19 protein-coding genes, 2 pseudogenes and 1 riboswitch are annotated in these 22993 nt (G+C 56.7%); of the genes and pseudogenes, 12 read left to right on the forward strand and 9 right to left on the reverse strand.

What is annotated here, in order from left to right; translation table 11 throughout:
• The 4 genes from Q0526_RS17255 to Q0526_RS17270 all read left to right on the forward strand — a co-directional run.
• The coding region (locus Q0526_RS17255; protein ID WP_298736377.1) for an ATP-binding cassette domain-containing protein at positions 1-583 on the forward strand (583 nt) is incomplete at its 5' end.
• Positions 584-867: 284 nt separating this feature from the next.
• Positions 868-1767: a LysR family transcriptional regulator gene (locus Q0526_RS17260; protein WP_298736379.1), complete on the forward strand. Its 900-nt coding sequence runs from the start codon at positions 868-870 to the stop codon at positions 1765-1767.
• A gap of 197 nt (positions 1768-1964) precedes the next feature.
• Entirely contained in the window at positions 1965-3275 is a 1311-nt protein-coding gene (locus Q0526_RS17265) for an MFS transporter (protein ID WP_298736381.1), read from the forward strand.
• A 13-nt stretch (positions 3276-3288) separates the two neighbouring features.
• Positions 3289-4332 carry a hypothetical protein gene (locus Q0526_RS17270; RefSeq protein WP_298736383.1) on the forward strand — a complete coding sequence of 348 codons (1044 nt, stop codon included), beginning with the start codon at positions 3289-3291 and terminating at the stop codon, positions 4330-4332.
• Positions 4333-4667: 335 nt separating this feature from the next.
• Here the strand turns inward: Q0526_RS17270 and Q0526_RS17275 are convergent, their stop codons facing one another.
• From Q0526_RS17275 to Q0526_RS17290, 4 genes are all read right to left on the reverse strand, one after another.
• Positions 4668-6161 carry a hypothetical protein gene (locus Q0526_RS17275; protein ID WP_298736386.1) on the reverse strand — a complete coding sequence of 498 codons (1494 nt, stop codon included), beginning with the start codon at positions 6159-6161 and terminating at the stop codon, positions 4668-4670.
• A 596-nt stretch (positions 6162-6757) separates the two neighbouring features.
• The gene (locus Q0526_RS17280; RefSeq protein WP_298736388.1) at positions 6758-7699 is read right to left on the reverse strand and encodes a phosphotriesterase-related protein; all 942 of its coding nucleotides are present in this window, start codon (positions 7697-7699) and stop codon (positions 6758-6760) included.
• 13 nt (positions 7700-7712) lie between these two features.
• Positions 7713-8699: a nuclear transport factor 2 family protein gene (locus tag Q0526_RS17285; protein WP_298736390.1), complete on the reverse strand. Its 987-nt coding sequence runs from the start codon at positions 8697-8699 to the stop codon at positions 7713-7715.
• A 41-nt stretch (positions 8700-8740) separates the two neighbouring features.
• Positions 8741-10096: a PTS transporter subunit EIIC gene (locus Q0526_RS17290; protein WP_298736394.1), complete on the reverse strand. Its 1356-nt coding sequence runs from the start codon at positions 10094-10096 to the stop codon at positions 8741-8743.
• Positions 10097-10451: 355 nt separating this feature from the next.
• Between Q0526_RS17290 and Q0526_RS18875 the strand changes: the two are divergent.
• The 3 genes and pseudogenes from Q0526_RS18875 to Q0526_RS17305 all read left to right on the forward strand — a co-directional run.
• Positions 10452-10550, forward strand: a pseudogene (locus Q0526_RS18875) (transcriptional regulator); the annotation flags it as partial.
• Between the two features lie 166 nt (positions 10551-10716).
• Positions 10717-11148 carry an SIS domain-containing protein gene (locus Q0526_RS17300; RefSeq protein ID WP_298736400.1) on the forward strand — a complete coding sequence of 144 codons (432 nt, stop codon included), beginning with the start codon at positions 10717-10719 and terminating at the stop codon, positions 11146-11148.
• Between the two features lie 254 nt (positions 11149-11402).
• Positions 11403-12833: a 6-phospho-beta-glucosidase gene (locus tag Q0526_RS17305; protein WP_298736402.1), complete on the forward strand. Its 1431-nt coding sequence runs from the start codon at positions 11403-11405 to the stop codon at positions 12831-12833.
• Between the two features lie 220 nt (positions 12834-13053).
• Here Q0526_RS17305 and Q0526_RS17310 read toward each other — a convergent pair whose 3' ends face one another.
• Positions 13054-13512, reverse strand: coding sequence for a hypothetical protein (locus Q0526_RS17310; protein WP_298736405.1), 459 nt, complete (start codon positions 13510-13512; stop codon positions 13054-13056).
• Positions 13513-13574: 62 nt separating this feature from the next.
• Positions 13575-13886 (reverse strand): GNAT family N-acetyltransferase, encoded by a 312-nt coding sequence (locus Q0526_RS17315; RefSeq protein ID WP_366522141.1) that lies wholly within the window; start codon positions 13884-13886, stop codon positions 13575-13577.
• A gap of 211 nt (positions 13887-14097) precedes the next feature.
• On the opposite strand from Q0526_RS17315, the gene Q0526_RS17320 reads away from it, so the two are divergent.
• The 5 genes and pseudogenes from Q0526_RS17320 (at position 14098) to Q0526_RS17340 (ending at position 19255) form a co-directional block, all read left to right on the forward strand.
• Positions 14098-14772 (forward strand): response regulator transcription factor, encoded by a 675-nt coding sequence (locus Q0526_RS17320; protein ID WP_298736408.1) that lies wholly within the window; start codon positions 14098-14100, stop codon positions 14770-14772.
• Positions 14769-16013, forward strand: coding sequence for a HAMP domain-containing sensor histidine kinase (locus tag Q0526_RS17325; RefSeq protein ID WP_298736411.1), 1245 nt, complete (start codon positions 14769-14771; stop codon positions 16011-16013). Before Q0526_RS17320 ends, Q0526_RS17325 begins: the two co-directional genes overlap by 4 nt.
• 221 nt (positions 16014-16234) lie before the next feature.
• Positions 16235-16945, forward strand: a complete 711-nt coding sequence (locus Q0526_RS17330; RefSeq protein WP_298736413.1) for a polyphosphate polymerase domain-containing protein — start codon at positions 16235-16237, stop codon at positions 16943-16945.
• Positions 16946-16959: 14 nt separating this feature from the next.
• Positions 16960-17642 (forward strand): annotated as a pseudogene (locus Q0526_RS17335) (DUF4956 domain-containing protein).
• Positions 17643-17656: 14 nt separating this feature from the next.
• A complete protein-coding gene (locus Q0526_RS17340) occupies positions 17657-19255 on the forward strand; it encodes a carbohydrate-binding domain-containing protein (protein WP_298736416.1) in 1599 nt (532 codons plus the stop codon).
• A gap of 59 nt (positions 19256-19314) precedes the next feature.
• On the opposite strand, the gene Q0526_RS17345 is transcribed toward Q0526_RS17340, so the two are convergent.
• From Q0526_RS17345 to Q0526_RS17355, 3 genes are all read right to left on the reverse strand, one after another.
• On the reverse strand, positions 19315-20511 hold the full coding sequence (locus tag Q0526_RS17345; RefSeq protein WP_298736420.1) for a cation:proton antiporter: 1197 nt from the start codon (positions 20509-20511) through the stop codon (positions 19315-19317).
• Positions 20512-20565: 54 nt separating this feature from the next.
• Positions 20566-20638: riboswitch (Fluoride riboswitch) on the reverse strand.
• Positions 20639-20752: 114 nt separating this feature from the next.
• Positions 20753-22336, reverse strand: coding sequence for a 4-alpha-glucanotransferase (gene malQ, locus Q0526_RS17350; protein WP_298736422.1), 1584 nt, complete (start codon positions 22334-22336; stop codon positions 20753-20755).
• The coding region (locus tag Q0526_RS17355; RefSeq protein WP_298736425.1) for a substrate-binding domain-containing protein at positions 22254-22993 on the reverse strand (740 nt) is incomplete at its 5' end. The genes malQ and Q0526_RS17355, both read right to left, overlap by 83 nt.

Below are 22993 nucleotides of genomic sequence, written 5' to 3' on the forward strand. Positions count from 1 at the left end.
CAACCGTTTCTACGACATTGCCGACGGCAAGATCCGCTACGACGGCATCAACATCCGCAAAATCAAAAAGGGCGACCTGCGCCGCAGTCTGGGCATTGTGCTGCAGGACACCAACCTCTTTACCGGCACCGTGATGGACAACATCCGCTACGGGCGGCTGGATGCCACCGACGAGGACTGCATCGCCGCGGCAAAGCTGGCCGGGGCCGATGATTTCGTCACCCGGCTGCCCCAAGGGTACGACACCCCCCTTACCGAGAACGGCGCCAACCTAAGTCAGGGCCAGCGGCAGTTGCTTTCCATCGCCCGGGTGGCGGTGGCCGACCCGCCGGTAATGATTCTGGACGAGGCCACCTCCTCCATCGACACTCGCACCGAAAAGCTGGTGCAGGACGGCATGGACGCCCTGATGGCAGGGCGCACCACCTTTGTCATCGCCCACCGGCTGTCCACGGTGCAAAACGCCGACGTCATTCTGGTGCTGGACCACGGCCGCATCATCGAGCGAGGCAGTCACGCCGAACTCATCGCCGCCAAGGGACAGTACTACCAGCTCTACACCGGCGCCTTTGAACTGGAATAAACCTCCCTGCCGCCAGAGCAGGCGGCGGCTGAAAAGGGGAAGCGCTTGAATCCCCCCGGTATACCAAGAGCAGTGCTTTTTGGGCACTGCTCTTTTTTTAGGATAGGGGCTCGCTGGGTCGTGTTCCAATGGTCCCAACCGGATTTTTGAGGGCGGGCAGCGTATTTGGAACTTTGAAATTTTACATCCATTCGTAAGGAATCCTCGCTTTTCCGTGCAAACGGGATATTTACAGTAACAAAAAAACTATGGTAAAATACAAAAAAGCAGAAGGGCGGTATGGTATGGAACTGATGCAGTTACGCTACTTTGTTACGGTAGCGCATTTTCAAAGCATAACAAAAGCCGCACAAGCGCTTTATATAACCCAGCCGGCCCTAAGCCGCTCTATTGCAAGGTTGGAAAAAGAACTCGATCTGCGGTTGTTTCAGCGCACCGCCAATCGGGTGGTCCTAACGGAAGCCGGTGCTTGCTATTTGCAGGCGGTACAGCAGGCTTTTGATGCGTTAGATGCCGGGCTGGTGCAGGCGCGGCAGGCAAATCGCAAAAACTGCAGCCAGATTCGGGTCCTTTCGGCCATCGGTCTTATGAAAAGCGTGGCATCGGAATATGAAAAGGAACATCCGTTAACGGAGATACAGGTGGAATTGGCCAACACCCGTACCATTACACGAAAAGTGGTGGAGGGCAAGGCGGATCTGGGCATCAGCCTGATGCCGGTGCATGAAGAGCGGCTCTACCAAGAAGTATTGATGCAAGCAGGGTATTACCTTGTGGCATCGCCCGGACAGGAATTTTATGAAAGAAAGACCGTTTCCCTGACAGAGCTGCAAAACAAGACGCTGTTTTGCAGTAGATTTGGCGATACAAAGACTATTTTGGAACAGTGCTTTGCCCAGTCCGGCTTACGAAATACCCTTATTGAATTGGATGAACAAGCCCTTTTGTTTCAAGCCAGTATCAAAGGGTTGGGATACACGGTGTGTATCCCGATGCCGGCTTTATTCCATGGCAGCCCTGCCGAAGGGCAGGTGCGCTTTATTCCGATGGAAGAGCTGCGGCACTGCGGCAAAATCCTGCTGTTTGCCCGGCAAAAGCCCGAACTTTTACCGCAGTGGGAATCATTTATCCGGTCTGTACGGTATTACTTTACGCAAAACCAAGCGGCACTTGAAAACTTGTAATAGGTATGATACGCCAGTCCTTTCGGCAATGTGTGAAAGCCGAAAGGACTATTTTTGTGCATTCCGCAGCGGGCTATTACATAGCGGTCATACTAAACGTGCCACAGATGGAAGTGTACAATGGCCGGCGGCTGCTGGTACAATAGAGACAAGAGGAGTGCTCCACAAAAATAATTTCAGAAAGGTGGAAATCCGTAATGACACAGTCCGCAACAACCAAAAAGCCTACACAGGATTTGGGTGCCAAAGGCTGGCTGATGGTTGTCTATCTGTTCCTCTGTTTTTATCTCTCGCCCAGTATTTCCAGCGGCTGGCAAAACTTTATCGGCTTCTGGGCAGATACGTATGCATGGGACACAACGTGGCTCATGAGCCTTTTGTCGATTGGTCAGGTTATTTGCATTGGTACGTGCTTTCTTTTTCCCCGTATGGTTAGTCGGGTGCCGCTGCATAACATCCAGTTGGTTCTGGCGGCCATTACCACGGTTTGTTTGTTTATTCTGCCCCACATTTCCAATTATGTGCTGATGTGTGTGGTGGAGGTGCTGCTCATCTGCTCGGTCATCACCTGGGTGTACGGCCTGAACCCGATTCTGATCGCCCGCTGGTTCCCGCACAAAAAAGGAATCGTTATGGGCATTGTCACCATTGCTGTGCCGCTGGGGGCAGGAACCATCTCCAAGATCGTCAGCTTTATCGGAAATCTTTGGGGGCTGAACTACGGATGTATGTTCTCTGCGGTCCTGTCGGTTGCAGCGCTGGTTTTGCTGGTGACCTTCGTCAAAGATTATCCGGAAGATGCCGGTTACGCGCCGGATAATGACCGCAGCCTGAGCAGTGAAGAAATTGCCCGGATGCAGGCAGAGGTCAAGGCACAGGATGCCCGCAGCCCTTGGACAGTCGCCCGGATGATTCAAGTCAAGGAAACGTGGATCATCGGTCTGACGATTGGCGCAGCCGGATTGTTTGGCGGCGGCGTCATGAGCACGAATTTCTTGTTTATGCTCAGCATCGGCTACGAAGCCTCCACCGCTGGCAACCTCATGCTTTTTACCGCGTTGTGCGGGTGCGTGTTCAGCTACCTGTTTGGTCTTTTGGATGCCAAAAAGAGCCCTCGCATTGCAACCATGGTGGTCTTTGTATGCGCCATTCTTTCTTCGGTCTTCTGTATTTTGGCACAGCGTACCGGCTCCTTGCCGCTTTTGATCGTGGGCCTTGCATTGGCGGGTGCTGTGGTAGGCGGCGCCGCCAACTTCCTGACCTCTCTTACCGCCGAGTATTGGGGGCCTGCGAATTTTGCTCGTGCTTACAGCGTGATCTACCCCATCAACCAAATCATCAGTTCTATGGGCGTTCTGTTCATTACCCAAATTTCCACCAATTTTGGCGGTTATGCGGCTTCGTACAGCGCGTTGTTGGTACTGGAAACGCTTGCGCTGCTGCTGTTCGCTACGGTGAAAGATGGCCGCTTTGTCAAAAAGGCAGAAGCAAAATGGAACGCGGAATAAGGAGGAAGCTGTTGTGATGAAGACAATCTATGCCGATGCGGATCGGGATTCCCGGCAAAAAACCATTTATGAAGGCGGTTCGTTCCGCTACGAATATAAAGTGGATTATCCCCGCAACCTGCCTCCCGAAGTGGCCAACGGCTGTATCCCCGGCGGCTGCGTGGGACCGGATGACACCCTGTATGTGGTGGTGCGCGCCAAAGAAAGTATGATTGCCGTGCTGCAGCCGGATGGTACGTTTGTGCGCTGTATCGGTCGTGGTCAGTTGGGAGATAATGTTCATTTTATTTACTATACCCCGCAGGACACACTCCTTGTGGCGGACTCCAACCACCATATTGTCCGGGAACTGACACTGGAGGGGCAGTTTGTACGAGATTTTGGGCAATATGATCATCCGTCGGACACGGGAATGGATGTGGGCTACTGCGCCCGCACGCGCCGGAAGGCCCTGTACCCTACCGAGCCTTGCAACGCCATGCCCATGACTTGGATGTTTGTGGAGGCAGCTAAGCGCCGGAATAGACTGGGGGAACCCTTCAATATGCCTACCGATGCGGGCATGACCTCTCAGGGAGAGTATGTCTTTACCGACGGGTACGGCAATACGGCCGTTCATATCTTTGACGCCAACGGGAAACTTCGCAAAACGTGGGGCGGAGAAGGGGTCTGGGATGTAGATACCGAAGCACCCGGCCGGTTTATCATTGTCCATTCGCTGGTGGTGGATAAGAACGATCACATCTGGGTCTGTGAGCGTGAAAAGGACGCCGTACAAGTGTTCGACACCGAAGGCAACTGTCTGGCCTATATCATCCACAATTTAGGCCAGCCTTCCGGTGTGGACACGGATGGCCAATATATTTATGTGATCGGCCGTGCCGGTTATTTGACCATCTTTGACTTGGACTACCATATCGTGGCGCAGCTTGGCACCTTTAATAGCGACCTGCGGGCCCATGACATCTGTGTGGACAGCAAAGGGAACCTCTATCTCTTCCCCACGCATGCCAACGAAGACCATCAATTTATCCAGCTAAAACGAATCCAGTCTTGATTTTCTCAGGAATGCCTCCGCCCTCCAGCGGAGGCTTTTTTGTGCAGCGGGCAAAACGTCTGCACTTTGCCGCTTCAAAAGCGTTTTGAATGGAAGGAAACGATACAAAGGGTATGGCGATAGCCGAGATGCGGTGGGGAAAGGTTGGCAATTATACAGTAAGAAAGGAGCGGGTTTTAAGCCGGAGTTGCTGAAACGTTGCGTCAAGAATTTGTGAACCGGTGACAGGCAAAAGCGGCAAGAGTGTATTTGGAGTTTGGCAAAGAAAAAAGGAACAAAAAGAACCCCGGTGAAAATAGTCGCCGGGGTTCTTTTGAGGGGGGGGAGGCCCTCCCTCATGGGATATCTACGAGGTCTTGGGAGCTGGCACGGCGAAGAATACATTTCGTTTGCTCTACCGGAAACGGAACTTCTTGTGGGGCAAAATACTCTACCTTTTCGATCTTTGCAAGTGCCGGATGGCTGTCTTTCCCTGCGGGGACTACCACTTTGTTACCGGGATGGAAGCTGTCGTCGTCGGTCCGATAGTAATAAGTTTTTCCGCCATCGTGAAAAGATACGCTGCAATAGATTAGCTGACCCTGACGCCGTCTGGCCCTGCTGTATGTTGCCGGATCCAGCATGTTGCCATTGTCCAAATGACAAAGTGAGGTAGTTAGCAGTTTTAGCAGGGTTTCAAAGCATTCCGGCAATTCGGATTTGTCATAGTGACCGGTTAATACTTGCCTGGTTCCGTCCACGAATTCAACCGTCATAGTATATAGCGGGACCTCTGTGTACGAGATCAGTTCCCCAGAAGGAATTTTCGGCTGTTGAAACAGCCGGCGCTTCCCAAAATGGCGAAGAATATGATTCAGAGAATCAGAAAACTCATAGTGATGCAATGAACGTCCGTAGTTGTAGCGTTGGTTAACCCATTCCACCGTGCCGGTGTCATTGTCCAGCGTGAACCATTCATTTGGCTGCATAGAATCCGCTGCTTGGGTATCTGGATTTCGACATTCTAACTTCAGATACCGGATTGCGTCCTCCGGCTGACAGTTTCCATCAAAAGCCAATAAACTTTTACACCCAAACGTCTCTCGGAGCAACTCTGAAAGCCGAGTTTGTATATCGTCGGATTCCCCGTACAGGTACCCTTTAAAGAGATAGACGTGACCTTCTGTGTTGGTGAGTTCCAGCTCCCAAGTCCCTACATCATATACACACAAATCCTCTCGCTCTGCGGCAAAGGAAGCAGCGACCTCATCCAATAGGTGACGCACCGCGGTTGGGCTAGCTGTATAGGTGCGCGTTTGCTGCGGAACGCCCTTTTCCCTCGATTGAGAATGCAAGGAGGCATGACCGGTCTGGTCAACCGTTAGAACCTGACAACGGTCTTCCCAAGGAAACAGAATTGCATGAAAGAATTCCTCCTCTGAGCGCAAGCGCATGGACTGCAATGTTCCTTGAAAGAGAAATAAATTCTGGGAGCATAAATAAGCAGCTCTCTTTAGTATCTGCTCCAGACGAAAACAGTATTGATGATTTTCTTCGGCAGAAAGAGGGATTTTCCTTTCGGCCAAAATTGTGCAGTGGGTGTAGATAGTTGCTTGCAACTCATAGACATTGTCGATTTGATCCAATCTTTTTTGAAACGAATCTGGGGCTTCCTGCAAAAGGGAAACGGTTTCTTCGGTAGAAGGCGCTTCGAGCTCTTCATCTGAAAGTCGTGCGGAAGGCTGCTGCAAATATGCTTTTGCCAGTTCAATTCCCTGCGCGCCGTCTGCAGCAAAGGCGGTGCGCCAATGTTCCATGAAATTGTATTCCTTTTGAAAAAAGCGCTCCATGAACAATTCCTCCGCATGGGTTGGATTTGGGTGGATATATTTCGAGATATTCCTTCCTCTTCAATATCTGCATATACGGATCCTTCTACCCCTTTAAAGAAAACGCTGGCCATATTACTGTCTATAATTTGCGAGAAGTCATCCTCCAAGGTATGCATGCTTTGTTCTATGCTTTGCATGGAGAGCGGAACAAACAGCGCTGTACAATCCCAGTGTAAGTCGGCGCAACAGGTATAAAAAGGTGTGGCAGAAAATCTCGACTGGATGAAACTTTCTTCCAGTATAGCATAATTGCAGAAAGAGGGAGACTATAATTTTGTACAAAAAATAGCATGGCGTTTATGCACCATGCTAAAGTATGTAAAAATGGCGGAATGCTTTATCGTGAAGAAATTGTCCGCCTTCAGCCGCTGAAAGGATATAACCAAGGGCAGCGTTCTACTTCCAGAAAAGCACAGGGGCTTTTGGTTTAGAAGGAAACACCCAGTTCCATAGCAATAAGGAACGGCGCCTATCAACAGGCAGAGAAGATGCGGTTAAGGCCGATCAATGGAGCGTTCCGTGGGGAATATTGAATGGAAGAATTTCCCTTTCAATCAAGGGGAAGGTGCATCGGTCCGGTCGTCCAGCACCTCCAAAAGGGTGTCGCGGGTCATCCGGTGCAGCGTTTCTTCCGGGACGCCTTCCCGGTAGATCTGATCCGGATAACGGGGTTTGCTTTTGCTCACATACCCCATGCGGTCACAGATGGTGTCTTGGGACAAGACGATGCGGTCACCGTACCCCTGTTCCACCAGCGTCAAAAGGTGGCGGTACTTTTCCTCATCGTCGGGGATGCCGGGGATGGAAAGGATGCCGAACTGGTCGAAGCCCACGCGGAATCCCTGATCGGCCACAGCCCGGATTTCTGCCAGATCCCGGTTGCTGGTCATATGGCCAAGGATGACCCGGCGGGGGTCCATCCCCAAAGAAAGAAACAGTTCCGCCTGCTGGGCAGCCATGGTACCCCGTTCGCAGTGGGTCAGGATGCCCACATCGCACCGGCGGGCGGCCCGGACGGCGGCAGAAAAAATTGTCTTTTCCAGCGGACGGATCTCCCCCCAAGAGGAGGCGACTTTCAGAAACCCGGCCCGTACACCGGTGTTGCCGATGCCCTGTACCAGTTCCTTCTCAAATTCCTGGGCCAGCGTGGCTTCCAGATCCTCGCAGTAGGAGCGGGCTTTGAGGTGGGCCAGCATATCCCCTTCGTCCTTGAAATAGCCGGTGCAGCAGACCAACGCCACGCCGGTGGCCCGGGAAAGCCGCCGCAGCAGCAGCGGGTCGCGGCCCCATTCGATGGTGGTGGGGTCTACCACAAGATCGACTTGAAAGGGTTTGACCATCTCCAGCCGTTCCACGCCGTGGCGGAAGGCGGTGTCCCGCTGGTAGGGGTTGTCGCTATCCAGCGCAAAACCGGGCTTGCCGAATACCATATGTTCATGGGCCAGCGTGTTGTGGATCTGGCTGCGGGGGAGCGGCCCCTCTACGGTTTGAATCATCGTTGTGCCTGCCTTATTCCTGATAGGGACCCATCTCGATGAGACCCAGATAGTAACAGCATTTTTGGATCTTCCAGCGGCCGTCCTCCCGCTTCAGCACCAGATCATAGCTGGCGCAGGCGTGGGCTTGGTCCACGTTCTCGTTGGTGTATACATAGGGATGTTCCCGCTGTTTGTGGCCGCACAGGCGGTAGAGATGCAGGTAGGCGGTATCACCGTCGATGCGCAAATCTTGGATCTGGCAACAATGCCCCCACAGACGATCCCGCTGCCGGTGGTACTTCAAAGCGGCGATCCAGCCGCGTTTGTCCATGGGTCCCCAGGGCTGAATGTCGGCGATCACATCCTCGCAGGCGATCTTCTCCACCTCGCAGAAGGACAGCGTGTCGATGCCAAAGGCATAGCGGGTAAAGGCTTCGGCCACCTTTTCCTCCTCGGTAAGGACATCCTCCCCGTCGGGAATGCGGAACCATGGGGAATCCAGTTCCCCGTTGATGCAGGGCAGATGCAGCCCGGGATAGGTCTTGGGGTGGGGATCCTCGAAATACCATCCCGAGGAAAATTCCTCAAAGTTGCCGTCCTCCGGCAGAATGTCCAGCCGCAGTTCATCAATGCGCCAACCGGCGTCGGTGCGTACCCAGTGGTTGGCAAACATCATGTCAAAACGGGCGTACAGCGGCGCAGGGTCACCGTAGCGGCCCACCAGACAGACCACATGGGCGATCTGCTGGGCCTGCCCCCCGGCCAGACGGGCATAGTAGTTGCAGACCTGACGGTGGAAAAAGTCAACGGCAGGCATATCGCGGATAAAATACTCCATGCCGAACACGGTGTGCTGGGACCCGTCGGCATAGGCCTTGGCACAGCTGAGATAGCATTTGGCATCCACGGTAAAAATGCCGCGCAGGGCTTGGTTCAGGTCGGCACGTTCCCGCTGGGGCAGCAGACCTACAAAAGAGTCAAAATTCCGGCGGATCTCGTCATAATCGTTCCGCGGCATAGGGCAGACACTCCTTTCAACGGGGCCGCAGTGCGGTCGGTTCAGGCTTTTTTATCTTCGTATCCCAGTACCAGCGCCAGCAGGGCGGCCACACCGATGGACAGTACCATGCCGATGAGGTAGTAGGGGAAGGTGGGACCAAAATAGCCGGGGAAGTTCAGCACGCCGGCAAAGAGGAAAGCCATCACTTTGGTACGGGTCACGCCCACCACGGCGCCGCCCACGGCACCGCCCAGAATGACGCAGAGGTTGAGCTTTTTGTATTTGGTCAGCAGACCGTAGAGGATGGGTTCGGTCACGCCGGTGAACAGACCGGTCAGGAAGCCGGTGAGGGACAACTGCTTGAGGGCGGTATCCTTGCTGCGCAGGAAAACGGCCAGCGCCACACCCACCTGTGCATACGGGCCCATCATCCACATGGGGGTGAAATAATCGTAGCCCAGATTGTTGATGTTGATGAGGATGATGGGAATAATGCCCCATTGCAAACCGAACATAGCCATATAACCGCACAGACCGCCGCCGATGATACCGGCGATGAGGGGGTTAAAGCGGACCAGCGCGTTGAGCCCGTTGCCCAGCAGGGTGCTCAGCGAGTTGCCCACAGGGCCGAAGACCAGCGCGGTCAGCGGCACAACGACGACCATACCCACCAGTGTGATGACCAGATTGCGGATGCTGTCCGGCAGGACCTTGGACAGTTTATGGTCCACAAGGGCGTACAAGCCCACACCGGCGATGGCGGGCAGCACCGTGCTGGTATAACTCTGCATGATCAGGGGGATGCCCAGGAAGGTGACGCCGCCCTCCACCTCAGACAAGGCCATAAAGGTGGGGTGGATCAGCGCGCCGCCGATCATCACAGCCACAAAGGGGTTGGTATGGAACTGCTTGGCAGCGGTAAAGGAAAGCAAAATGGGGAAGAAGTAGAACAGGGTGTTGCTGGCGGCAGACAAAACGGCATAGGTACCGCCGGCGGTGTCGATCCAGTTCATGGAACTGGCAAGGCTCAGCAGACCGGTGATGATGCCGGAGCACATCAGCAGCGGCAGGTAAGGCGCAAAAATGCCGGAAATGGCATTGAAGATCCGGTCCAGCGGACGACCCTTTTCGGCAGCGGCGGGCTGCTGGTCTTGGGCGGTGATGCCGGTGGCGGGCAGCAGGGGCATCAACTCGTTGTACACTTTGTTTACATTGTTGCCGATGACGACCTGGATCTGGGTGCCGCTGCCCAGAACGTTCAGCACACCGTCGGTTTGTTTCAGCGCGTCGGTCTGTACCGACTCGCCGGTTTGCAGGGTAAAGCGAAGGCGTGTGGCACAGTGGTATACATTTTTGACGTTTTTCGCACCGCCGACCAGCTCCAAAACGCGAACGGCGATCTCCTGATTGGTCATTGAGATTCCTCCTTGTTGTCTTTCTCGCTTCTTTTGGGAAAAAGACTGCGTTTTGCTGGCCAACAAAACCGTCTTCTGTGGAATGAAAACTCTGCAAGCACTCGCGTTCTCTACTGCCAGTATACGCACAGAAAGACTTGCCACGCAAGATGTTTTGGACAAATTGTGAAATGTTCCTGCCAAATGGAACTTGTTTTTTGTGAAAAATAGGGGGTGTCTTGGGGTCCTGTGCTTGCGTGGACAGGGGGATTTTCGTATAATACAGCTAGAATGTGATTTTCCGGCCCGCATGAAGAGAGGGAGGATTTCCGTGTTTACCTATGAACAGATCCGGCAGATGAATGATCTGGAGATCATGATCTATAACTATGTGGTTTCCCACGGGGAAGAAGTGGCGGGCATGACCATCCGGGAATTGGCCCAGCAGCTTCATGTGTCCGCTACCACCATCCTGCGCTTTTGCGGCAAGGTGGGGTGTGAGGGCTATTCCGAGTTCAAGTACCGTCTGCGGGCTTTTTTGAAAGAAAAGCAGGCCGCCGATACCGAGATGGATTATACCTTTATTCAGGACTTCTTTTCCCGGGTGAAGGACAGCGACCTGAACGGATTCCATTCGCCGTGTGGCGCAGATCATCTACCGCAAAGAACGGGTGTTTTTTATCGGTATGGGCACCAGCGGTACGCTGGGCAAGTACGGCGCCCGGTATCTGTCCAATCTGGGCAAAAGCGCCTTTTATCTGGACGATCCGTTCCACCCTACCGAGAATGGAAACTATGACGATACGGTGGTGGTGGCGCTGTCGGTCAGCGGGGAGCAGCGGTTTCTGTATAAGCAGATCGACGGCCTGAAAAAAGGCAAGGCCACCATCGTCAGCATTACCAACACCAAACAGTGTACCTTGGCCGGCATTTCGGACTATAATATCGCCTACTACATCCCCATGCGGGTGCTGCCCGGCGGATACAATGTGACTTCCTCCATCCCGGTGGTGTATATTCTGGAAAAGCTGGCCCACGAGATCCATCGCCTGCTGGAAGAACAAGAAGGCTGACCTCCCGACAAAACATAGGACCACATCGCTGCGCAGCGGCGGTGTGGTCTTGTTTTTTGGCAGGAACAAATCCCCAATCAGGGTGACAAACTCCCAAATCACCAAACGCTCTTCCCAACCGGGGCGCCGCTGTGTAAGATGAAACGTAGAAGAACCCGAAGCCGCCGCCCCTATCGACCAAGGGCGGCCTTGCCGGCGCCAAGGGCTTGGCAAGCAGGATGGGAGAGAGAATACAAAAGGAGGTACCACGATTTATGCTGCCGAAGGATTTTTTGTGGGGAGGCGCTGTGGCGGCCCATCAGTTGGAAGGGGGATGGCAGGAAGGCGGAAAAGGCCCCAACGTCTGTGATGTGCTGACGGCGGGGGCCCACAGTGTCCCTCGTCGGATCACCGACGGCGTGCTGCCCGGCGAACGGTATCCCAACCATGACGCGGTGGATTTTTACCACCATTACCGGGAGGACATCGCCCTGCTGGCCGAGATGGGGTTCAAATGTTTCCGCACCAGCATTGCCTGGGCGCGGATTTTCCCCCAAGGGGACGAGGCCGAACCCAACGAGGAAGGGCTGCGTTTTTATGATGAGGTGTTTGCCGAGCTTCACAAATACGGCATCGAGCCGGTGATCACCCTCAGCCACTTTGAGATGCCGCTGCATCTGGCCAAAGCCTATGGTGGCTGGGCCAACCGGAAGATGATCGACTTTTTTGTGAAGTTTGCCACGGTTTGCTTTCAGCGGTACAAGGGCAAGGTGCGGTACTGGATGACCTTCAACGAGATCAACAACCAGATGAACATCCGCAACGACTTGTTTGCTTGGACCAATTCCGGCATTGTGCTCAGCGAGCACGAAAACCCGGAGGAAACCATGTATCAGGCGGCCCACCACGAGTTGGTGGCCAGTGCCATGGCGGTGCGGATCGGCCATGAGATCGACCCCGAAAACCGCATCGGCTGTATGGTGGCCATGATCCCCATCTACCCCTATTCCTGCCGCCCCGAGGACATGCTGCTCTCGGTACAGGAGATGCATATGCGGTATTTCTTCACCGACATCCATTGCCGCGGCCATTATCCCCGATACGCACAAAAGATGTTTGCCCAAAAGGGGTACCATATTCGGATGGAGCCCCGGGATGAGGAGATTCTGGCCAACGGTACGGTGGATTATATCGGCTTTTCTTATTATATGTCCAATGTGGTCAACTCGCAGGTGGAAAAAGACCTGTCGGCCCGCATCGCGGCCAGCAGTCCCTATACGGTGCCCAATCCCCACCTGACCACCACCGAGTGGGGCTGGACCATCGACCCGGTGGGGCTGCGCTACGCCCTGAACGTTCTGTACGAGCGGTACGAAAAGCCGCTGTTTATTGTGGAGAACGGTTTCGGCGCGGTGGACAAACTGGAACCGGACAAGACCTGCCATGACCCGGCCCGCATTGCCTATCTGCGCGCCCATATCGAGCAGATGAAAAAAGCCGTCGAGGAGGACGGCGTAGACCTGATGGGCTACACCCCGTGGGGCTGCATCGATCTGGTCAGCTTTACCACCGGGGAACTGAAAAAGCGGTACGGCTTCCTGTATGTGGACCGCAACGACGACGGCACCGGGGATTATGCCCGGTACCGCAAGGATTCCTTCTACTGGTACAAGACCGTTATTGCCACCAACGGGGAAACGTTGTAAGAACGGCTTTTGCCCTAGATCTGACCACCCGTTCAACCGAAATAGAAAAAGAAGTTGTGGCGAAAAACACCCGCTCGCCCACACAAAAAAACAGCGCCGGAATTTGTGCACGCCGCACAAATTCCGGCGCTGCCTCTTTCGGTGTCCGGCCCGGTGCTAACTTGCCAAAACGGGAACGGCGTTTTCCTAAGCAGAAAGAACTTGGCTTCTGCGGCTCCGGTCAAACGGAATGCGGCAGGCGGTCGGCCACCGGGACTTCCGCTTGCAGCTTACGGAGCAGCGCCAGAGAAATGGGGCGCTGGCCGTTTTTTTGCATTTTTCCGCAGTGGTTCCAGACCAGCGTGCCCGGACCGTTGTACTCTTCGGTAAAGGTTCCGTCGGGATGAATTTTCAAAACGAGCAGCCATTCCGGTTCGCTGGACAGCGCAACCCGTTGAATCTGGGTGGCTTTGATCTGTACCAGACGTCCGTCGGGCGCCTTGGCGTCATGGGTTTCCGCAGAGGCTTCAAACAGTTGCAATCCGTAGTAGCTGGCGGCAAGGGCTTCCCCGATGCTGCCGATCATATGACCGTCCGGTGTGTAGTGCCTGCCGGGGAACAGTTGCTCCAACTCCCGTGAGATGGCATACAGCGCCTTGATCTTTTCCGCTACAGATGTCTGCAAAGAAACGTTGTTCATCACCATACTTCCTTTCCTAAAAACCTTCTGGCGCACCTTCTGTGCTCGCGATGCTTGCAGGCTTACCCCATCAAATCCTGTTCTTCCGGGTGGGTCTGGAACCAATGTACGGCGTAGGAGCAGGTGGGCTTGGCCTTGCGGCCTTCCCGGCGCAGGGTGTCCGCCACTGCGCGCAAAAGCTGCCCGGCTACGCCTTGGCCCCGCAGCGAGGCATCCACAAAGGTGTGGTTGATGACGGCCACCCCTGCCTGCTCGGGGAAGGTCACCTCCGCCAGCAGTTTTCCTGTTTCATCCAGCGCAAAAATCCGGCCGGGTTCGCTGCAAAACTCCATTACGATCACCTCTGCTTTCAGTGTAGCAAAAAAATCCCCCAAGGGCAACCGCCCGGTTTTTCGCGGCTGTGGACGGGGACTTTTTTACAGCCTTGCCGTTCCCATACTCCCGGCGGTGGGATGGGTACGGGCAGAAACGCCGGACAATTTTCAATTTTTATTTCTATTTAAGTTTCGTCGTGCATGCTATAATTGGGTTAGAAATAAGGACCCACTTTCTGCAACAACGGCGAAGCAAAGAGGAGTGCCCCCTATGAGACTTTTACTGGCGGAGGATGAAAAAGCGCTGTCCAAGGCGCTGGCGACCATTCTGGAGAGAAACAAGTATTCGGTGGATGCGGCCTATGACGGGCAGGAAGCACTGGAGTATCTGGACGCGGGAAACTATGACGGCGTGATTTTGGACATCATGATGCCCAAGGTGGATGGCATTACCGTGCTGCGGGAGATCCGGAAGAAGGGAAACCTGATCCCGGTACTGCTGTTGACGGCCAAATCCGAGGTGGACGACAAGGTGCTTGGTCTGGATGCCGGCGCGAACGATTATCTCACAAAGCCCTTCAATGCAAGGGAATTGTTGGCGCGGATCCGGGCCATGACCCGGACTCAGACGGCGCAGGCGGATTCGCGGCTGAAAATCGGCAACGTCACGCTGGACCGGGCCACCTACGAACTTTCCACCCCCTCCGGGAGCTACCGGCTGGCGAACAAAGAGTTCCAGATGATGGAAATGCTGATGGCGAACCCCAAGAACCTGATCTCCTCGGAGCGGTTTATGGAAAAGATCTGGGGGTATGACAGCGAAGCGGAAATCAATGTGGTGTGGGTATATATCTCGTATCTTCGCAAAAAGCTGACGGCGCTGCACGCCAACATCCAGATCAAGGCCATGCGGAACGCCGGGTACACACTGGAGGAGATGGCATGATACGCACACTGCGCAGTAAACTGATCCTTGCGTCCATGGTGTCGCTGCTGTTGGTGCTGACGATCATTTTTGGAACGGTAGGGATCCTGAATTACAGAAAGATCTTGGCGGACGCCGACAGCATTCTGGCGATTTTACAAGAAAACGATGGCAATTTCCCCGACGGCAAACACCCCGAAGGGGAGTCCTTCTCGGGGGAGCCGGCGCCCAAAGGGAACCACCTTTTTTCCCCCGAACTGCCTTATGAATCCCGGTATTTTTCCACTTTTCTGAACAGCGATGGAACGGTGGTGTCGGTAAACACCGGGAAGATCGCGGCGGTCGATACGGAAACCGCCATAGAATACGCGCAGTCGGTCTTTGCCGAGGGAAAGACCCGGGGCTTTGTGGGGGATTACCGGTACATCCGGTACGCAGCAGGGGACGAGGTGCATATCATCTTTCTGGACTATGGGCGAGAGATGCGCTCGTTCCGCACCTTTTTGTTCACAAGCGCCGGGGTAGGGGTGATCGGTCTGCTGGCGGTGCTGCTGTTGTTGGTCGTTCTTTCCGGGCGGATCGTGAAGCCTTTTTCGGAAAATTACGAGAAGCAAAAACAGTTCATCACCGATGCCGGCCATGAACTGAAAACCCCGCTGACCATCATTGACGCAGACGCGGAAGTGCTGGAGATGGACCTTGGGGAAAACGAGTGGCTGCAGGACATCCAGAACCAAACCAAGCGGCTGGCCCAACTGACCAACAGCTTGATCCAACTGTCGCGGATGGAAGAACAGCCCCAGACCGAGAAGATCGAGTTCCCCATCTCGGACGTGGCGGAAGAAACGCTGGAAACCTTCCAAGCCCTTGCCAAAACCCACAACAAAACGCTTTCGGGGCAGATCGAGCCGATGCTTTCCATGACGGGGGACGAAAAGGCCATCCAGCAGTTGATCAGCATTCTGCTGGACAATGCCGTGAAGTATTCCAACGCGGACGGAAAGATTGAACTTGCCCTGAAAAAGCAGAAAAACACCCTCCAGCTAAGCGTGTGGAACACTGCGGACGAGATCTCCCGGGAAGAGCTGGCCCATCTGTTCGACCGGTTTTACCGCGCGGATAAATCCCGAAATTCCAAGACCGGCGGTTATGGGCTGGGGCTTTCCATTGCGTCGGCGGTTGTCAATTCCCACAAGGGCAAGATCACCGCAAGTTCGCCGGATGGAAAATCTCTGCGGATCGTGGCGACCTTCCCGTTGTAAGGGGGCCGCCGCGCATGGTAAGGACGCCGCCCTGCGGAGGGCGGCGTCCTTTTTTTGGCGGCTGCCGGCCAACGGCAAATTTAAAGTAGAATTTAGTTTCGGGTTTAGGCTTGTCTAAGGTTTGGACGGTATACTGTCCTCGAACGGAAGGGATTCTGCCGCAGCGGCCGAAAAGACCGGCGGCAAAAGGGTCCTGCTCAGGAGGTGTACAATCAGTTACCATGGCCTATCAAGCAACATTCAAGCGCTATGAGATCAAATACCTGCTTACATCCCAGCAAAAGGAAAGGATCTTGCGGGTGATGGAACCCTATATGAAGCTGGACTGCTATGGGCGTACCATGATTCGGAACATTTACTATGACACAAGCAGCTTTCGGCTGATCCGGCGCTCGCTGGAAAAGCCGGCCTATAAAGAGAAGCTGCGCATTCGCAGCTACCAAGCGGCAGCGGGAGAGGACCCGGTTTTCGTCGAGCTGAAAAAGAAATACCAGTCCGTCGTATATAAGCGTCGGCTCACCCTGCCGGAGGAGCAGGCGATGTACGCTTTCCGCTACAACCTGCCCCTGCCCGTACACTCCCAGATCGCGCAGGAGATCGAGTATTTCCGGGCGTACTACGCAGGGCTGCACCCTACGGTGTTTCTCGCCTATGAAAGAGAAGCCTATTATTCCTTGGACGGGGGAGAGTTCCGCGTCACCTTTGACGAGAACATCCTGTACCGGGAATACAATTTTAGTCTGGGAAGCAAGGTCAGCGGCACCCCGCTGCTTGCCGAGGGCCAGACGTTGATGGAGATCAAGACGGCGGGCGGGCTGCCCCTTTGGATGAGCCGGGAACTGAACCGGCTTCGGGTGTACCCCGCCTCGTTCTCAAAATATGGGGCGGCCTACCGGCAGATGATGGCCAGGACCCAACGGGATTGTGTATAAGGAGGAACAAAGAGATGTTTTCAGATGTGTTTCGGGGGCTGTTCGACACCGAGCTGACCGGCGTCATTGCCTTGTCGGACTTTCTCCTTTGTGTGGCCAGTGCGCTGGTGGTGGGGCTGATTTTGGCGGCCTTTTACATGTACGGCACCCGGTATACCAAAAGTTTTGTCGCTACCTTGGCGCTTTTGCCCGCGGTGGTCTGCGTGGTCATTATGATGGTCAACGGAAATGTGGGCACCGGTGTGGCGGTGGCCGGTGCCTTTAGTCTGGTCCGCTTCCGCTCGGCCCCCGGGTCGGCCAAGGAGATCGGCGCCATCTTTCTGGCAATGGGCACCGGCCTGATCATCGGGATGGGCTACCTTGCCTACGCATTTTTGTGTGCCCTGCTGCTGGGCGGGGCCAGCGCCCTGTATAACCACTTGGATTTTGGGGCCAAAAAGAAAGCTGCCCTGTATAAGACCCTTCATATCACCATTCCCGAGGATCTGGACTACACGGATGCCTCAACCATTATGCCGCATCCCACGAGCTGACGATGGTCAAAACCACCAACATGGGCAGTCTGTTCCGGCTGACCTACAACCTTACGCTGAAAACCGCAGAGAAAGAAAAAGAGCTGATCGACCGGCTTCGCTGCCGAAACGGGAACCTTGAAATATCGATTTCCGCGCAGGAAACCCTGATCGGCGAACTGTAAAAGGGGGATTTTGCGTGAAGAAAAAAATATATTCGCCGTTGGCGTTGGCAGTTCTGCTGACCTTTTCGGCCTGCGGGGGCACCCAGACGGCCGAAGTAGTAGCATCCTCCGTCCCGACGGCGTCCACAGACACCACCGAAGCCGAAACAACGGCCGCCGCGGCGGACGACCCGTCGGAGATGTTTACCGACCGGGATTTGGAGATCGGCTATGATGAAGAAACCAGCGTTCGGATCACCCTGTCGGGGGACAGCGCCGCCAGTGATTCCGATGCCGTGCAGATCTCCGGCAGTACGATCACCCTCACCGAGGAAGGCACCTACATCCTGTCCGGCGTGCTGAACAACGGGATGGTCGTCGTCGATGCGGAGGACACCGACAAGGTGCAGATAGTCTTGGACGGCGCCGAGATCACCAACGCGACCTCCGCGGCCATTTATAGCTTGGAAGCGGATAAGGTGTTTATTACCACCGCAGCCGGGACGGAAAACGTCCTGACCAATGGCGGAGAGTATGTGGCCATCGACGACAACAACATTGACGCGGTGATCTTCTCCAAAACCGACCTGACCCTCAACGGCGCGGGCACCCTGACGATCAACGCTGCCGCCGGTCACGGCATCGCGGCCAAGGATGATCTGGTGCTCGCCAGCGGCAGCTATTTTATCACGGCGGCCAGCCACGGCATTTCCGGCAAGGACAGCGTGCGGATCGCCAGCGGCAGCTACACCATCACCGCCGGCAAGGACGGCATCCACGCGGAAAACACCGACGACACCAGTCTGGGGTATCTGTATATCGCGGGGGGCACCTTTGCCATCACGGCGGAGGGCGACGGCCTGAGCGCCAGCGGCTATCTGCAGATCGACGACGGTGACTTTACGGTGACCACCGGGGCGGGCAGTGCAAGCGTCACCCTTGCCACCGACACCATGGGCGCCGGCAAGGGCGGTGCAGCCCCGACCCAGACCACCACGGACGCCGCAGCCACCACGGAAGAGGATACCACCAGCCAAAAGGGCATCAAGGCGGATGGGACCATCACCCTCTCGGGGGGCAGCTTTACGCTGGACACGGTGGATGATGCCATCCACGCCGGGGGCGACATACTGATCGCCGGCGGCGACTATCTGCTGCAAAGCGGGGACGACGCCGTACATTCGGACGCAGCGGTCACGATACAAGACGGCATCTTGCAGATCCCGTATTGCTACGAGGGCATCGAAGGATTGTCGGTGACGGTGAACGGCGGTTCGCTGGACATCACCTCTGCGGATGACGGCATCAACGCGGCGGGCGGTGCGGACAGTTCCGGCTTTGGCGGCGCACGCCCCGGGCAGGAACAGTTCTCGGCTTCGTCGGACAGCAGCATCACCATCAACGGCGGGGAGATCGTCATCGTTTCGACGGGCGACAGTGTGGACTCCAATGGCGCGCTGACCATCAACGGCGGCACGCTGAACCTTACCTGCAACGGCAGCGGCAATACGGCCATCGACTGCGACGGGACCTACGCCAACAACGGCGGCGACGTCACCACCAACGACGGCTCGGAAAGCAACCCGGGCCAGATGGGCGGCGCCATGGGCGGTCAGGGCCGCGGCGCACGTTGACACAAAAAGGCTCCTGCCCGGTTTCTACCGGGCGGGAGCCTTTTGGCATGGTGGAGGGTTCAGGTCTTGTTCAGCAGGCGGCGGTAGGTCAGGTCCATCCCCAAAGCGCCCAGCGGTGCGGTGAGCAGGATGGCCAGCACCGCCACCGAGAGCACCAACTGCCCGCAGGGCAGGCCCAGCGCCAGCGGCACCGAGCCGATGGCTGCCTGCACGGTGGCTTTGGGCAGATAGGCGATGACGCAGAACAGCCGTTCTTTGCGGCGAAGGGGCGTCCCCAGCAGGCAAAGGCAGACCCCCAGCCCGCGAAAGACCAGCGCCAGCAGGATCATGGCCACCGCCGCCAACCCGGCGTTCAGGGTGTAGCGGATGTCCACGGCGGCGCCTACCAGCACAAAGAGCATGACCTCGGCGGCGATCCAGAGCTTGCCGAACTTTTCGGACAGCCGCTGGGAAACAAAGGCGGTGCATCGAAGTTTCAGCGTGCAGGCCATGCTGACCACCGCCAGCAGGCCGGACACCGCAACAACGCCTTCCAGCCAAGTTTCCACCGCCATCAGCAAAAAGGCCATGCCCATCACGATAAGCACCTTCATGCTGTTGCGCACCGTGTGGCGGTGGGCGTAGGCGGTCTCAAAAAAGGCGGCCAGCAGCAGGCCGGCGGCAGCGCCCAGCGCCACGCCCAGCACGATGGAAACCGGGATGGCGGCAAAGTCCTGCCAATGGGCGGTGCCGCCTTGGGCGATGCCCACAAAGGTGGAAAACAGGACGATGACGAAAATATCATCGCAGGACGCCCCCGCCATGATCAGTTGGGGGATGCTTTTGTCGGTGCCGTAGCCGGATTCCATCAGTTGGACCATCCGGGGCACCACCACGGCGGGGGAAACGGCGGCCAGCACCGCCCCCATGACGGCGGCTTCCGGGCGGGTCAGGCCCAGCAGCAGCGGGGCAAACAGCACAAAGGCCAAGATCTCGCAGCTAGCCGGCAGACAAGCCATGAGTACGGCGGGGCGGCCCACCTTTTTCAGGTCGGCCAAATTCAGGGACAGCCCGGCTTTCAGCAGGATGATGAGCAGGGCGATCTGGCGCAGGTCGGCAGAGATGCCCAGCAGGGAATCGTCCAGCAGGTCCAGCACGTAGGGCCCCAGCAGAATGCCGGTGAACAGCATGCCGATGATGCGGGGCAGCCGGATGGCCTGACAAAGGGCGGCCAGTGCCAACCCGACCAGAATAACGAAGGCGAGAGATGAAAACATGGATGAATCCTCCTTTTTTAGACGCAAAAAAGCTGATGCCTTTCTGCGGACGATACGTTCACAGAAGTCATCAGCTTAACAAAGCGGTTTAGGTTTCCCAAGGGAGAACTTCATTCCCGGCGGCTATTGTAGCACGGGGAACGCGGCGGTGTCAACCAAAAAATCCCGCCTGCGGCAGGCACCGCAGGCGGGTGGGTATAGTCCGGGGTGGGGAGGACCACCCCGCAGGAAAAAGCGAAGATTATCCGTTCAGACGGCCGTACAGTTCCATCTGGCGGCGGACCTTGGCGGCCAAAGCGTCGTCAAAGACGCCGGACAGCGCCCGCCAGCACCAGTTGCCCCCCAAGGTGGAGGGGGTGTTCATCCGGGCTTCGTGGCCCAGCCCCAGCAGGTCTTGGGCTTGTACAATGGCCAGATCCGCCACGCTGGACCAAGCCGCCCGCATCATGCCCCAGTGGTAGCCTTCTTCCCGGCTCAGGGGCAGGTATTCCAGCGCGTGGGCAATGTCCGGGGCGGGGGCGGTTTCAAACCAGCCGTTCACCGGTTCGTTGTCGTGGGTACCGGTGTAGACCACGCAGTGCCGGGGGTAGGTGTGGGGCAGATAGTCCCCGCCGTCCCGGCTGTCAAAGGCAAATTCCAGCACCTTCATGCCGGGGTAGCCGGTCTGGTGCAGCAGCTCCCGCACATCGTCGGTGAGAAAGCCCAGATCCTCGGCAATGATGGGCTGTTTGCCCAAGGCTTCTTCCACAGCGCGGAACAGCGCCATGCCCGGGCCTTGCCGCCACCGTCCGCCGCAGGCGTCAGGCTGTCCGTAAGGGATGGCATAGTACCCCGCAAAACCCCGGAAGTGGTCGATGCGCAGGACATCGTAGGTGCTGCACAGCACCCGGAACCGCCGTACCCACCAGGCATAGCCGTCTTGGGCCATGGCGTCCCAGTCGTACAGCGGGTTGCCCCACAGTTGGCCGGTGGCCGAAAACCCATCCGGCGGGCAGCCCGCTACCTCGGTGGGCAGCAGCTCCTCGTCCAGTTGGAAGGCCTCCGGCGTGCTCCAGACATCCACGCTGTCGGCGGCTACATAGATGGGCAGGTCCCCGATGATGCGGATGCCCCGCCCGTTGGCGTAGGCTTTCAGCGCCCGCCACTGGGCAAAAAACAGGTACTGCACCCCCTGCCAAAAGTCGATGGCCGCGGCGCACCGGACGCGGGCGGCGTCCAAGGCGGCGGGGTCCCGGCGGCGCAGGGTGGGTTCCCATTCGGTCCAAGCCCGGCCGTCATGCTCGTCTTTCAGGGCCATGAACAGGGCGTAGTCCGACAGCCAAAAATCGTTGGCCGCACAAAAATCCCGGTAAGCGGGGGGCGGGTTCTGCAAAAGCCGGTCACAGGCTTTGCGCAGCACCGTCCAGCGTTTGCGGTACAGGGCCCCGTAGTTGACCCGGTCAGGGGGGCTTTCCCAGTCAATGGTTTGGTATTCTTCGGGCGTCAGCAGGCCGTCCTCGGCCAGCGCGTCCAGATCGATGAGATAGGGGTTGCCCGCAAAGGTCGAAAAGGATTGGTAGGGGCTGTCCCCGTAACTGGTGGGGCAGATGGGCAGCAACTGCCAGTAGCGCTGCCCAGCTGCCGCCAAAAAATCCACAAAAGCCCTTGCCGCCGCGCCCATCGTGCCGACGCCGTAGGGCGAAGGCAGGCTGGACAAGTGCATCAGCACACCGCTTGCGCGCATGGGCAATTCCTCCTTTCGGTCAGTGGGTCTCGTCCGCACCGGGCAGATGCAGCACACTTTCGCCCTCCACCAGTTCGTAGGGCACCAGCTCGTGTACGGCATCGGTCTGTTCCTCGATGCAGCGGATCAAAATGGCCACGCCCCGCCCGGCCATCCGCTCGGCGGGCTGGCGTATGGTGGTCAGCCGGGGGGAAAGATACCCCGCCAATTCAATGCCGTCGAAGCCGCAGACCGACACATCTTCGGGCACCCGCAGGCCGTGGTCCCGCAGCGCCCGCATGGCGCTGATGGCCATGATGTCACTGAAGGCGAACACCGCGGTCAGGTCGGGCAGGGTCTTGAGCAGATGCTCCATGGCTTGGTAGCCGCCGGTCAGGGTATAGCGGGCGGCGGTGTATTGGCGGGCGGGGTCAAAGAACAAGCCCCGGCGGGAAAACTCGCTCAGGCAGCCACTCAAACGGGCGGAACTGGGCTGGGAGGAGGTCAGGTCGCCCCCGATGAACCCGATGTGCCGGTGGCCGTTGGTCCACAGATGGTCCACCATCCGGGCGGCGGCGGCCACGTCGTCCACGCTGACGCTGGACAGGTTGGCGATGGCCGCAGTGGCGGCGGTGTTGGTCATCAGCAGGCAGGGCACGCCCAGTTCCTCCAGATCGGGGCCGAAATGGTTCCGGTCGGAACCCAGAAAGATCACCCCGTGGGGTTTGTGTTCCCGGCAGATCTGCCGGGCGCGGTCCACCTCGTTGTCGTTTTCGTCGA

This window comes from uncultured Subdoligranulum sp. (assembly GCF_937890665.1).

What these genes read in the sequence shown, in the direction of transcription:
- Q0526_RS17265 (WP_298736381.1), top strand. Translation starts at nt 1,965, where the DNA reads ATGACACAGTCCGCAACAACCAAAAAGCCTACACAGGATTTGGGTGCC.
- Q0526_RS17320 (WP_298736408.1), top strand. Translation starts at nt 14,098, where the DNA reads ATGAGACTTTTACTGGCGGAGGATGAAAAAGCGCTGTCCAAGGCGCTG.
- Q0526_RS17330 (WP_298736413.1), top strand. Translation starts at nt 16,235, where the DNA reads ATGGCCTATCAAGCAACATTCAAGCGCTATGAGATCAAATACCTGCTT.
- Q0526_RS17285 (WP_298736390.1), bottom strand. Translation starts at nt 8,699, where the DNA reads ATGCCGCGGAACGATTATGACGAGATCCGCCGGAATTTTGACTCTTTT.
- Q0526_RS17290 (WP_298736394.1), bottom strand. Translation starts at nt 10,096, where the DNA reads ATGACCAATCAGGAGATCGCCGTTCGCGTTTTGGAGCTGGTCGGCGGT.
- malQ (WP_298736422.1), bottom strand. Translation starts at nt 22,336, where the DNA reads ATGCCGTACACGAGCTGGTGCCCTACGAACTGGTGGAGGGCGAAAGTG.
- Q0526_RS17260 (WP_298736379.1), top strand. Translation starts at nt 868, where the DNA reads ATGGAACTGATGCAGTTACGCTACTTTGTTACGGTAGCGCATTTTCAA.
- Q0526_RS17310 (WP_298736405.1), bottom strand. Translation starts at nt 13,512, where the DNA reads ATGAACAACGTTTCTTTGCAGACATCTGTAGCGGAAAAGATCAAGGCG.
- Q0526_RS17305 (WP_298736402.1), top strand. Translation starts at nt 11,403, where the DNA reads ATGCTGCCGAAGGATTTTTTGTGGGGAGGCGCTGTGGCGGCCCATCAG.
- Q0526_RS17345 (WP_298736420.1), bottom strand. Translation starts at nt 20,511, where the DNA reads ATGTTTTCATCTCTCGCCTTCGTTATTCTGGTCGGGTTGGCACTGGCC.
- Q0526_RS17280 (WP_298736388.1), bottom strand. Translation starts at nt 7,699, where the DNA reads ATGATTCAAACCGTAGAGGGGCCGCTCCCCCGCAGCCAGATCCACAAC.
- Q0526_RS17275 (WP_298736386.1), bottom strand. Translation starts at nt 6,161, where the DNA reads ATGGAGCGCTTTTTTCAAAAGGAATACAATTTCATGGAACATTGGCGC.
- Q0526_RS17325 (WP_298736411.1), top strand. Translation starts at nt 14,769, where the DNA reads ATGATACGCACACTGCGCAGTAAACTGATCCTTGCGTCCATGGTGTCG.